The 13,449-nt window shown below is 34.6% G+C and carries 10 protein-coding genes; 7 read left to right on the top strand and 3 right to left on the bottom strand.

Annotated elements, in window-relative coordinates; all coding sequences use genetic code 11:
- Positions 1 to 120: 120 nt before the first annotated feature.
- From EPK97_RS07585 to EPK97_RS07575, 3 genes are all read left to right on the top strand, one after another.
- Positions 121 to 3,870, top strand: coding sequence for a fibronectin type III domain-containing protein (locus tag EPK97_RS07585; RefSeq protein ID WP_162036027.1), 3,750 nt, complete (start codon positions 121 to 123; stop codon positions 3,868 to 3,870).
- A gap of 406 nt (positions 3,871 to 4,276) precedes the next feature.
- The gene (locus EPK97_RS07580; protein ID WP_162036026.1) at positions 4,277 to 5,551 is read left to right on the top strand and encodes an MFS transporter; all 1,275 of its coding nucleotides are present in this window, start codon (positions 4,277 to 4,279) and stop codon (positions 5,549 to 5,551) included.
- A complete protein-coding gene (locus EPK97_RS07575) occupies positions 5,505 to 6,122 on the top strand; it encodes a TetR/AcrR family transcriptional regulator (protein WP_162036025.1) in 618 nt (205 codons plus the stop codon). Before EPK97_RS07580 ends, EPK97_RS07575 begins: the two co-directional genes overlap by 47 nt.
- A 99-nt stretch (positions 6,123 to 6,221) precedes the next feature.
- Here the strand turns inward: EPK97_RS07575 and EPK97_RS22150 are convergent, their stop codons facing one another.
- The 3 genes from EPK97_RS22150 to EPK97_RS07570 form a co-directional block, all read right to left on the bottom strand.
- Positions 6,222 to 6,350 carry a hypothetical protein gene (locus tag EPK97_RS22150; protein WP_276609477.1) on the bottom strand — a complete coding sequence of 43 codons (129 nt, stop codon included), beginning with the start codon at positions 6,348 to 6,350 and terminating at the stop codon, positions 6,222 to 6,224.
- Positions 6,351 to 6,473: 123 nt separating this feature from the next.
- Positions 6,474 to 6,638 (bottom strand): hypothetical protein, encoded by a 165-nt coding sequence (locus EPK97_RS21370; protein ID WP_170295487.1) that lies wholly within the window; start codon positions 6,636 to 6,638, stop codon positions 6,474 to 6,476.
- A gap of 194 nt (positions 6,639 to 6,832) precedes the next feature.
- On the bottom strand, positions 6,833 to 7,264 hold the full coding sequence (locus EPK97_RS07570) for a DUF2621 domain-containing protein (protein ID WP_162036024.1): 432 nt from the start codon (positions 7,262 to 7,264) through the stop codon (positions 6,833 to 6,835).
- 471 nt (positions 7,265 to 7,735) lie between these two features.
- On the opposite strand from EPK97_RS07570, the gene EPK97_RS07565 reads away from it, so the two are divergent.
- The 4 genes from EPK97_RS07565 to EPK97_RS07550 are packed head-to-tail and all read left to right on the top strand — an operon-like array spanning position 7,736 to position 13,444.
- On the top strand, positions 7,736 to 8,704 hold the full coding sequence (locus EPK97_RS07565) for a sugar ABC transporter substrate-binding protein (RefSeq protein WP_162036023.1): 969 nt from the start codon (positions 7,736 to 7,738) through the stop codon (positions 8,702 to 8,704).
- The gene (locus EPK97_RS07560) at positions 8,701 to 10,149 is read left to right on the top strand and encodes a sensor histidine kinase (RefSeq protein WP_162036022.1); all 1,449 of its coding nucleotides are present in this window, start codon (positions 8,701 to 8,703) and stop codon (positions 10,147 to 10,149) included. Before EPK97_RS07565 ends, EPK97_RS07560 begins: the two co-directional genes overlap by 4 nt.
- Positions 10,142 to 11,695 (top strand): response regulator transcription factor, encoded by a 1,554-nt coding sequence (locus EPK97_RS07555; RefSeq protein WP_162036021.1) that lies wholly within the window; start codon positions 10,142 to 10,144, stop codon positions 11,693 to 11,695. Before EPK97_RS07560 ends, EPK97_RS07555 begins: the two co-directional genes overlap by 8 nt.
- A 30-nt stretch (positions 11,696 to 11,725) precedes the next feature.
- Positions 11,726 to 13,444, top strand: coding sequence for a methyl-accepting chemotaxis protein (locus tag EPK97_RS07550; protein WP_162036020.1), 1,719 nt, complete (start codon positions 11,726 to 11,728; stop codon positions 13,442 to 13,444).
- The last annotated feature ends 5 nt before the right edge of the window (positions 13,445 to 13,449 follow it).

Below are 13,449 nucleotides of genomic sequence, written 5' to 3'. Positions count from 1 at the left end.
TAACAGAAGTCATCTTTGTTTTAAATGGATTTTCCAAAAGTTTAATTATAATTAGTTATAACAAACTACCATATAGGGTTTATCGTATATTTAAGAGTAATTTAAAGGGAGGAATTAATAATGATTGTGTTTAGAACAAATAATTTATTGATTTGTGTGATATCTTTATTCATTTTTATGGCAATGAGTGTGCTCGCTGCTACAGAAGTACACGCAAATATAATTGAGAAAGGATATGTGACGATCGATCGTGGTACTCATAAGGCATATATTCCTGAAACAGATGCACCTAGAGAAGCAACAGGAGCCATAGATTTAGATGGTCATCGTTATCTATTGCCTGAGCTTGAAGAGCCAGCTATGATCTCAAATCAGGAACCATTTCCAGAAAATACTTACGAAACTAGAACAATCTATGAAGGTTTGAGTGCAGCAGAAACGAATTACATTCCAGTTAATTTTATTGTAGATTCCGGCGATCAAAATAATTACTATTCTCCTGAGTATTTCAGCAATCTAGCAAATCAAAATATAAGCTTTTTAAATACTGCATTAAACGAATATGAAACTCCTGGGGTTGATACGTTTGTAGCTGCGTATCATCCAAATACAGAAACGTTACACTCTTCATTTCCAGCTGAAGCACCGAATCAAATTACACTTTTATTAAATCATAATTCACGCTTTGCTCAAGGTCTTACGTTAGATGTTGAAGAATGGTGGAGAAAAGATGATGAAGGAACTAAAGATAATGGAGGCACAGCGCGTATAGAGTATTGGAGTCAAATTGGTTTAACAGTACAAGAACAGCAAATGGCGGCGCTTACACATGGAAGTGGAGTAACTCATAATGTTAATTATGGAGCAACAGCATTTGGTCTTAATTTCGGAGGAGGTCATCAATTTGAATACACTTCTTCGTCTACCAATCAAACAATGTTTAGTAGAACCGTATCAGAACAAGAAACAGTAAGGAAAATATTCGAACTTGGTGCGGATAATACGCAAGATTACAGGTATGCTATTTATAAATTAATCACGCGAGTAAAAGTGAATTATGCAGATGCACCATATTTTAGCGAATTACAACAAGCTATGGATAACATAGATGATTTCGGACTTAGACTTGATATGAACTCGTATATTCAAGAAATGGCAACTCCAGTCTATCATGATATGACAATACCTATTGTTCCAGAAAGACCTGACTTCGATGTGCCTCAATTAGCAGTTTATAATGTAGATTATGGAGCATTAACAGCAGAACTTCGCTGGACTCAATCGAGTAATGTCGATTTGCAGGGCTACCTTGTATATAAAAATGATGCTATTGTTGAAGTGATCAGAGACCCATCAAGAACGAGTTGGATTGATAGAAGAGTAGTACCGGGAGAAGTAACTGATTATTATGTCCGGACTTTTCGTTCTGATACCATTGATGGCGAAGAAGATACTAAAATAGTGTCAGAAGAAAGTAACAGAGTTTCTATAACTGCAGAAGTAACACCCGCAATGTTGGGAGATTTAGTCGTTGGTTGTTCCATTCCATTTGTTTGGGGTGTTGGCCAAAATCAAATTGATCCTGGGGAAAGAACTTATTATAAAATATATATTGGAGACCCATCTATTCCAGGAAGCTCGACATTTCTAGGTTCATATGAAGGGACAAGTACTTCTATAAACCTATCTGCCGAGTTATATGATGAATTATTGGTAAATCCCAATGAAGATTTCTATATTGTAAGAGAAGCACTTATTAATGGTCAACCAGTTTCATCAGCACCTACTAGAGTTGGAAATGATTTTACAGTGACAGATACTGCGTTTTTGTTTTCTAATGCAGGCTTCAATGGGGATTGTATTACAGTGTCCAAAGATCAATTCATAACCGATTTAGGTGAGCCATTGTTTAATTTTGATAATAAGTTGTCTTCAATGTTAGTTCAAGGAAACGTAATGGTTGAGGTTTTCGATAACTACGGGGACTGGGATAGAATGCAGTCGATTTTCACGGAGGACGGATTTGCTCAGGTTCCTGACTTTGAGGAAAAAGTTATAGGATCGGATATCGTGTCTGCTATAAGAGTACAACCCCAAACAGAGGGCGTCTATTTATTTCCTGGGGAAGAGTATTATGGTTTGGCTCAAGTTGAAACTTATAGACCTCAATTAGGATATCTATATGGTCATGAAGAATATGAGTTACCACGTGGAAATATGGCAAATAACGATATACAATCGGTGAAAGTTGTTGGTAGTAAGCATGGAGTAGTCCTATATGACGATGATTTTGGAGGAAGGTACTCTTTTATTACAGAAAATTGGGCAGATCCTATTGCTATTCCTGCTGATGGTGGTACCGCTGTGGGTGACAATGCAGCTTCATCATATAAAATCTTATGGGGCAAAGGTGTTTGGTTCTGCAAGGAACGTGATTTTAATGGATGGTGTGAAGCACGTCAAGATCGATGGGATTGTCCTTTTAGTGATAGTGATCGTGGTTGTTCTCGCTCTTATCAAACTTGGCAGAATGATTCCTTATCATCCGTTCTAGTGATCGGGGACTATGCAGCTTTATTATATCAGCACCGCGATTATGGAGGTAGGGTGCAAGTCATTAAACGTAGAGATAGTTACTTGGGAAGTAGTGGGAATGTAGGGGATAATGCAATGTCATCTTTTAAAATTTTAAGTAAAGGTGTTTATTTATTTGATGATAGAAATTATGGGCATAATGGACTAAGTGAAATACACACCGCCGGAGAATGGAGAACAATAGAAGACCCAGAAGTGAATTTCCCAGATAATTCACTAAGTTCAATTATTGCTATCGGTTATCGAGCAAGACTGTACCCGGAATCTGGTTTTGGCGGTACGAGTGAAACGGAAACTAAATACGATCCAGATCTAAGTGACAATCCTATTGGTGAAAATACGGTTAGTTCTATTAAAGTAGAAGCATTGGACTCATCCAGACCCGTTCCTCCTTCGAGTCCTGAAGTTCCTTTTTCAGATTCATACCCTGGTTTTGATACTTTTCAAAATACAGATGCAATGCACGTCACGGGAATGGTGCAAGATGGCTCTCCAGTTTATCAACTAACATCTACTGCGCCAAGTGATAATTGGTCTTGGATTAGAAAAACGATATATGATCTATGGCTTAGTAGTGGGGATAGTTATGAATTTGGTGTGTGGCTAAAAACAGCAGACGGATCTCCTTCTCAAGAGGTTACTCTTATGCTTAAAGATGATTTAGGTAACGGAACTGGATTCCGATATTTTACAGCAACGGATCAGTGGGTATATCATTCCATAGACTATACATTTTCTAGTGGCAGTACAAAGGTAGATGCATATATTTATCCAGCTACTTCTATGCAAGGATCACAAGGAAGCGTCTTAGTTGCTGGAGCAAATTTTCATAGAGTAGCCTTGAATGGCTTTGACATTTACGATAACACCAAAATTGAATCTATGAATTCTGTCATAGGAGATGCACCCATTTATCAACTAACATCTACTGCACCAAGTAATGAATACTCTTCTATTTCTCAATTTACAAATATTAGAAATCTATCAGAGAAAACTGTTAGACTTGGTGCGTGGCTAAAAACGGCAGACGGATCTGCTTCGCAAGAGGTTAGGTTCATTGTTAGAGATTATTCGAATAACAGTTATGAGTTAAGAGATTTTACAATAACGAACCAATGGGAATATTATTCCATAGATTATTCGTTCCCTATTAACAATGGATCAGATACTTTTGAGTATGAAATTTATCCAGTTTCTGCCGACCAGGGATCACAAGGAAGTATCTTAATTGCCGGGTCTAAGCTTTTTGATACGACGACAGGAGAAACTTATTAATAGATTATAAATTTACTAGTAATGATAATAACTTGGGAAATCGTAGCATTAGGATAATAAGACCTTATCGTTTAGCATATTAGGTACAAGAGAGCAGTTTCAACTCGTGAAATTGTTGACACATTCACGCTGGAACTGCTCCTTTTCATATTAAAGTATTAAATTAATCTCATTAACCCTTGGAATATAAGGGTTTTTTTGATGCATAAATTGTTTGTAAGACTAGACTATAGTCTAGGGTGAAATATGGTCCAGAGTCTGTTTTGGAAGTGAAAGGAATCACCTACAATAATAGAAACACAAACATCAGTCGAGTTTTTTTAATAAAAGAGTTGATTAACGACACCAATGTCGTTATAATGGAAAATAAAAAAGACATTAGTGTCGTTAAAATGGAGGAAGACATTTGGATAAACATTTAGGTAAGAATAAGGGATTTATTACATTAATGGTTGCTCAGTTAATTTCAAGTCTTGGTGATTGGTTAAGTATTGTAGCGATTATTACACTTGTAGGATTGAAGTGGGAAGCATCACCCATGGAAATTTCATTTATCATTTTATCTCTGGCAGTGCCTATGGCACTTTTAGGACCTTTTGCAGGGACAATTGCAGATCGATTTAATAGAAAAACGTTAATGGTTTTATCTGACGGGGTTAGAGCAGGGCTCATTCTTTTATTAGCATTTGCTAATTCGATTTGGACGGTTTATATTTGTTTGTTCATGATAGGGATGTTATCGGCTGTGTTTGTTCCAGCTAAGAATGGCAAGCTAAAAGAGCTTGTAGCTGATACTCATATGAAAAGTGCAATGTCTATAACCTCCATGATTGATTCCAGTACTAAGGTACTAGGTCCATTATTAAGTGGACTATTGGTTGCTGCATTTGGTACTAAACTAGTGTTTTTTATTGACTCAGCTACTTTTATGATATCGGCTTTACTCATATTAGCCCTACCTAAAGGTATGAATAATTTAGAAGAAAAAATAGACCTAGAAGAGCATAAAAAAAGATCATTTAAAGAAGAGTTTATTGAAGGATTGACGTTTATAAAGGGAAATTATTTCTTATTAGTTGGTATGATGGTTTTAGGAATAAGCCTTCTAATTTTACAGTTATCAGATGCACAAATTATTGTTTTAATTAGGGAACTTTCCAATGTTTCTCCTGATTTGTTTGGTTATATCGTCACGGCTGCCGGGCTTGGCATGTTTTTCTCAGGACTGATTTTAGCTAAGAAAACGGATTATAATCCTCTTCAATTAATGTTTATTGGAGTTTGCGGGATAGGAGTAGGTTTTGGTATGATGGCAGTATTAACAAGTGTAGATTTATCATTATCTACATTATGGGGACCGATATTAGGGTTAGTTGCGGGTTTTGCCGCTGGACTAGTTTTTATCCCTTTTCAGGCTGCCGTACAAACTGATACTCCTGTACAAATGACAGGGAGAGTGTTTGGTGTCATTAATAGTGTGACAACGACCGCGACAATCATTGGTCCATTATTAGGTGGCTGGCTTGCTACTGTTATAGGGGTCATCCCAACATTTATTATAACAGGGTCACTTTTGATCTTGATATCGATCATTGGATATACTTTAAAAAGCAAAATAGAGCGAGGGAAAATAGATGTCTCCGAAAGTCAGCAAGGAACACAAGGAGCAGCGACGAGCTAACATATTGAATGCAGCAAAGGATGTTTTCATAGAGCATGGTTATGAACATACGACGATGAAACATATCATGGATGCAGCGAATGTGAGTAGAGGTGGTTTATACCAGTATTTTTCAAACAAGGAAGATGTATTTGAAACCATACTTGAAGAAGATATACAGTTGTATTTAATTGAACTGGCGGAAGTTTTGAGAGAAAACGTTCATTCTCATTGGGATTTGTTATTAGAAACGATATATGGCGAGGAACGACAACCAAATGATGAAATGGATCCTCTTGCACCTTCAAAACTAGAGTTTTTCATCACGGGGAGAAATGATAAACGCAGAAGAGAATACGGTAAGACTCGTTATTATAATGGATTTAAAATATATGCTGATATTATAAAGCAAGGACAACAAAAAGGTGAATTCAGCACTAAGTTTGATAGTGATGTCATTGCTAGATCCATCATTGCGTTCATAGATGGGTTAGCTTTAGATCATTCCATATTGCCGAAAGAAGATTTGAAATTGAAACAACAGTCCGCTTTGTTTATGGATTATTTAAAAATAACACTTGGGGTAGAGTGATAGTGATCAACAATGTAAAAAAACTATCGGTTCAAACAAAAAATCTCTTCAATCGCATTGAATTGAAGAGGTTTTTATTAATCATGTTCTTGGAAATAACTACGTTTTTGACTTTCCTTCCTTCTGTTCTTCCCAAATTTCATCAAAGGATTCAACCTTACCGTGTGGTTTAGGATTCTCTTTTTTCATTTTAAATTCATTATCTTTGCTTCGGTTTGTTTTTGCCATTGCGTATTATCTCCCTATGGTCAGTTTAAACTCACAATTACTCTTTGCTTTATGAAGTATTTTTATTATGGCAATTTTGATTTGAAATTATCATCTGCTTCATATAAATAATTTAGTTGAGATTTATATTTTTTGTTTTTGGCATCTTTTACAAACTTTCAAGTTTTCACCTTCCTCATTAACAACATCGTAAAGTAGTTTGATACGAGTTGCATTACAAATAGGGCAGGTTCCTCTGCTTCTTGCTGGTAATTTCCACAAAGCTCTTCCACGTTTAGATTTTGCCATGGCAATCCTTCCTTCCACATTCGTTTTTACAATCTTATATCATGTTTATGTTAATCTTTCATTTTTATATTCCAAATAAAGAAAACTACTCGCGGATAGCATAAAAGGTAAAGACAGAGGAATCTTAAAGTATAAAAAACTTCTTCAGATGGAACTGAAGAAGTTGAAATACAAAGCTACTATGGCTTGTTTCATTATGCTTTTTTCAGCAAGTGTTTATAAGGGGAATAATCAATTTCATTTTTCTCTAAAAATGAAATTAAACTTTTATAATCTCTTCTTGGTGTTGCTAATATATATCCTTGCACACAATGGTCACGAGTCACTTCTGAAGCATTGTTTTCTAATGTAACTTGTCCAATTTTTGCGGCAATTGAATGTTTGGCTATATCACGAAATGCAGTTGGAACAGGTGAGACTAACAGTTCTAAAAATTCTTTTGATTCATCTGTCCATAAATGTCTGCTTTTTTCTACATAATGATTTTGCCAGTCTAATTTAGATTTACCATCAGCTTGAGGCAGTACTTTCAAAAATTTTCTAAACATGAAGTATCCACCAATTGACATGAAACTGATTAATATAAAGACCCATATAAAAATAAACCATGAGAAACCTGTTGACATATTAATTTCACCTCATAAAATTACACATACTAATAAAGGTTATTCAAAAAGTCCCCTTTTGCCAGCACAGGACGTGCTGGTACTACATTAGTCACATGGAAGTGACTGGTTTTCAGTAGTGATCACGAAGTGGCTCGAGGGAGTGATTTCGACATCGAATATTGCACTCATATTTGAAGTCCGGTGCTCATGTAACAATAACTACACTTGCTTTACCCCAAAAAGTGAAGAAATCCTTTGGAGTATAGTCCTACTTTTAGGGGATCCCGAAAACCTTGCTTCTGTTTGCACAATCTTCTCGGTGCTGAAAACTGAACTTTTTGAACACGCACTAACAAAAAGTATATCTTATTTTTAAACAAAATTCGAGTAAAGTCGTTTTTTTGTATTCATTCATGCTGTGTGAACGATGTGTTACAATAAAGTGTAACAGCATCATTTTGACAGTACTATTTGAAAGGTAAATTTAAAATGAGAAAATTGATTATCGTTGCTCTATCCATTGGTTGTATCCTAACCATGATTGTATCCGCTTACTATATTATTAATATGTATAGCGATAATTCAATCTTATATCTGGATCCGGATGAAACCACTTTTAATAAATATAGAATTGTTTTAATCTCGGATCATTTAGGAAGTGCTTCCTGGGATGAGCTTGTTGACGGAGCAAAATTTATTGCAGAAAACAATAATACCGATTTGAATATATGGGGAACTTACCGAACGAACCAAAGTGAAATCATCAAACAAATTGAAATTGCTATCGCGTCTAAAGTAGATGGAATTCTCGTACAAGGTATTGATCATCCTGATTTTATTGAGGTCGTGAATCAAGCATCAATTAAAGGGATACCTGTAATTACTATTGATTCTGATGCACCAAATAGTCTAAGGAGAACTTATGTAGGGGTAGATCATTATCAAGAAGGGATAAAAATTGCAGAGTATATACAAAAAACAATCCAATCGCCAGCTAATGTATGCTTTCTGGCTGGAGAAGATTCCATCAACTTGCAAGAAATGAGACAAAGAGGCGTGATGGATACCTTATTAACAGATGATGAGATTAAATTGGGGAATTCTTATATTTTTAGCGATACGTTAGAATCTTCACTTCAAGAATCTGTCTCTTTATTAAATGAGAATCCTAATTGTAAACATATCGTTGCCTTAAATGCGAATGCAGCGAGTCAAATTGTGAATACGATTAAAACGAGATCAAGAATTGAAAATTATAAGATATACGCTTTTGATGATAATTCAGAAATAAAAGAGTTGTTAAGAGAAGGAATTATTCAGGCGACAATTGAACATCATCCAAAAGAAATTGGGGTTACTAGTATGGTGATGATGCTAAAATGGTTAGAAGGTAAAGAAATACCACTTGAAAAATACCACTATACGCCTAGTAAAGTCATAACGGAGTTTGATCTATGAATACCATTCAAAAAAAAATCATACTGCTGTCTTTATTTATATGGATCATGATGTTAGGTATTTGGTTATTTATGAGTTATCATAATCAAAAAACGATTGAGCAATATAATCAAATATTACATAGATATTTGCTAATGAATCAAGTATCCAACCTTAGTGAAAACTTAATTGCTACATTACATGAGTACATATTAGAAACATCTGATGAACATCTTACATCATACGAAAATAAAAAGTTGGAATTACAAACTACATCTGTTCAATTGAATTCATTGCGAAATACCGATAATTATATGGATTTAATTAATTACGAAAATATGATTAAAAGCCAACTAGAATTAACGGAGTTAGCCTTGGTTTCTTTTCATAGTGACCGTTATGAATTGGCTACATCTCATTTGGATCAAGCGACAAAAATATCAGATTATATCGCAGAGATGACATTAACCATTTTAAATCATGAATTAAAAACATATCATCAATTTTATCGTTCCATTATTCAACAAAGTACTAATCTGGAAAAAATGGGCTTTTGGATTTTGTTGATGGCTTCATTCTTTTTGTTGTTATTTTCCTATTTATTCACGGGTAGTATCACCCGTCCTATTCTTAAATTAACACTGGCAGTAAAAGAGATATCAAGGGGCAAGTTTGACCGGCAAATCAATATCAAGAGCAATGATGAAATTGGGTTTTTGGCTAATATGTTTGAACGTATGCGCATTGATATTAAAAAATTAATCGGTGAAATGAAGGAAAAGGCTCAAATTGAGCGTGATTTGAATGAACATAAATTATTATTAAAGGAAAGTGAACTCAAAAGTCTACAGAGTCAGATCAATCCTCATTTTTTGTTTAATACCTTAAACACACTATCGAAAAAAGCTTATTTAGAGGAAGCATATGAAACAAGTGATCTCATTACGTCTGTATCTAATTTATTGCGTTATAACTTAAGACAAATGGGCACAACAGTCACAATTATTGAAGAAATGAAAGGCGTACAGGAATATTTAGCGATTCAAAAAGCAAGGTTTTTTGATCGTGTCCAGTACGATATTGACATTGACGGAAAATGTTTTTCTTTTGAGATTCCCTCTCTAACGATTCAACCCTTTGTTGAAAATGCATTCATCCATGCCATAGAACCATCTGAAGAAGGGGGAGAAATACATATTAACATTAAGGATCAACCAGAGCATGTTCTGATCTGTATAGAAGATATAGGTAAAGGAATGTCACAGGAAAAAGTCAACACCATTTTAAAAGGTGAAGCTTCAAATCACTATGAGGGGCATTCCACTGGTATTGGCACAAGTAATGTAATTAACAGATTGAGATTACACTATGGTGTTCATGATGTGATACAAATATCAAGTGTTCCAGAAAAAGGGACGAAAATAACATTGCAGTTACCAAAAAGGAGAAAGGAAATAAATGAATAAAATTCTCATCGTAGATGATGAAGCAATTGAAAGAATGGCTTTGCAGAAAATTCTTGAAAAACATATTGATGATATTCAAATCGTTGGACAAGCCAGTAACGGTAAAGAAGCAATTGATATGGCTGAGCAACTTGAACCTGATCTTATATTCATGGATATCCGTATGCCAGAGGTGGATGGTTTAAACGCCGTAAAAAAAATTAAACAATTTGCTCCTTATATCCGATTTATTATGGTATCTGCATACGATACTTTTGAGTACGCAAGAACTGCATTGAAACTGCAGGTCAAGGATTATATTCTCAAACCAAGTAAACCTGTAGATATAGTCAAAGCTGTTCAAAAAGTATTGGATGAAATGGATATTGAAAAAAAAGAGAAGGAGGTTCAATTGCAGAGTGAAAAACGCCTTGAAAAAGTCCTGCCCATTGTAGAAGCGGATTTAGTGACCCAACTATTGTTTGAACATATCCATGTCATGCAACTTGATGAAATGTTAGAACTATTAGGCATGGCTAAAATCCAAAATGCTTATGTACTTTTACTAGTGGTCCAAACCGAAAAACTTGAGAAAATGGAATCCGTTCCTTTATTTGAATTATATCGTGAAGTCAAACGTTTTTTTCATCAAGAGGTGCAGGGGTTTGTAGGTGCAATATCAGGCAAACATATCCCAATGATTGTGATCCCAGATCCAGAAAAAACGTATCGTTCTCATGCTTCAAGTTTAATAAGGAAATTGCTTAATTTTTCAAATCGTTTTCAAGGTATTCATTTTTTCATCGGGGTTGGGAAGCCATGTGTACAAATCGAGAACATTCAAAATTCATATCATGAGGCTTTATTAGCATCAGCAGATTTAGATTTGCCTTCCAAACATTTTTTTTACGAGGATTTAAAAAATTCAAATGCAACTCCGAATACTTTAGATTTAGACTTAGAAAAACGAATGTTGGAAGAAACAAGAAAAGGAAATATTCATCATTTACCTGAATTAATAAATCAGCTTATTATAAACTATGCATCTAATAAAAAACCTCAAATTGAAATTCAACAAAGAGTATTACAAGTATTATGGTTAATGAGCCGAAGCATGAATGAAATGGGTTTTGAAGTGGAAAGCCCAATTTATTTAACAAAAATAGAAAGTGTACAACAATTAAAAATAGAAACAAATGTGATCTTGAAAAAAATGACCGAACCTTTTGAAAAGATGAGAATTCGTGTTGAACCTGATTTATTATCACGAATGAAAAACTATGTTTATAAAAATGCACATCGTGAGATATCTTTAGAAATGCTCGCAGAATTTGTAGGACTCAGTCCGTATTATGTTAGCAAGCTTTTTAAAGAACAATTTGGGACAAACTATATTGATTTTCTCACGCAATGTCGACTTGAACGTGCAAGAGAGCTGATGAAAGATCCTCAAAGAAGTTTAAAAGAAATTACATATGAAATTGGATACAAGGATCCGAATTATTTTAGTAGAGTATTTAAGAAAAAGTATGGTGTTTCACCAACAGAATATAGAAAGAAATTTTGAAAGTAATATGAGATGAGAGGGGAATAAAATTTGAAGGATCGTAAGATGAAAATGAAGTTAACCATTCGAATGAAATTAAGTATCGCATTTGGTGTATTGTGCCTTTTTCTTATATTTGGAGGGCTCTTTTTCTTAATGACGGGTAATAAGTCTAATGAAAATACAAAAATCATTACGAATTATTGGATGCCTAACGTTTCTAAAGCGTATGAAATTAAATTAATTGCGCAAGAATATAGGGAGTTAGAAGGGATATACCTGAGTAATCAAACGGGTGATATCGCAATGGAAATGGCGGATAAACAACAAGAATTGATCGATGCTGTAGATGCATACTTACAGAAAACGTTATCAGATGAAGGGAAGAAAACAGCTGGTTTGTTTCAGATGCAATTTGATGCTTATACATCTACGCATGAGAATATGTTGGAACAAATACAAGAAGGGAATACTGCAGGTGCTCAATATATTTATGAAACGAATGCTTATCGTTTCTATATGGACTTACATGAAAGGTTAGATGAATTAATTAATATCAGTTTGAGCGGAATGAATGCTGTCGTTGAGAGCAATCAGTCTCAATATGATTTGAGTCGAAATTTTACCATGATATCTATGTTCATGGTTATCATTTTATCAGTTTTCCTATCTATTTGGACAACACGTTCTGTGATGAGTCCGATTGGAAAAATCAATGAAGTATTAAAAGATTTAAGTGAATCTAAAGGAGATCTTAGTGAACGTGTTCTTATTCATTCGGGAGATGAAATACAGGATACTGGGGACTATGTGAATAAAATATTAGAAACGATCAACAATATGGTGTCGCAAATTCGTAATACAACTGAATATGTGGTTTCCTCTTCAAAACAAATCACAACTCATTGTGAGGAATTATCCTTAGCATCAAATGAAATTTCATCTGCTGCTGTGAATATGAGTGATCAATCGATTGTTCAAAGTGAAAAAACACAGGATACGCAACAATTTTTACAACAATCCTTTGATAAATTAAGTTCTGTTGCAACCTATGCTGAGGAAACCTATGGTTTAGCAAAAAATGCAAATGATTATTCTAAAAAAGGAAATACACAGGTTCAATCATTATTAAGTCAAATGGAGAAAATACAACATCAAACAGATCTAACTAATCAGTCTATACACTATTTCCAACAAACCTTACATAAAATAGTGGAGATTAACACAATCATAGAGGAAGTATCTCGACAAACCAATTTATTATCCATTAATGCTGGGATTGAAGCTTCTCGTGCTGGAGAGCATGGTAAAGGTTTTGCAGTGATTGCCAAAGAAATTAGGGAACTTTCAAAACAAACGAGTCATTCCTCTGTAAATATTGTAGCTCTGATCCAGGAGATCCAGGAGAAGTTAATTGATACCGTCCAACATTCAGAGCAAAGTACGGAAATCATACATCTAGGTAGTAGTAGTATGAAAGAATTACAAAACACCTTTAGTTTAATTCACGAGATGAACAATAAAGTGAAAACAAATGGAGAACTAACAAAAGAGGAAGCTAATTTTGTTCTAGAGCATGTAAGAGAAATCGTAGCAATCTTTGATAATATTAGTGCGCTAGTTCAAGAGCAATCAGCCGCCAACGAAGAGGTTGCAGCCTCCTCACAGCAACAGCAGGCAAATACTGAACATATTTTAGAGCAGACGAAACAATTATCAGAGGAAGCGGGGATGCTTAAAAAACTTGTAGCTCAATTTCAACAAGAATAGATTAA

It is taken from the genome of Chengkuizengella sediminis (genome assembly GCF_010078385.1).
Lineage (GTDB): Bacteria > Bacillota > Bacilli > Paenibacillales > KCTC-33759 > Chengkuizengella > Chengkuizengella sediminis.
Note: the sequence above shows the minus strand (reverse complement) of the source record. Positions and strands in the feature narration are given on the sequence as shown.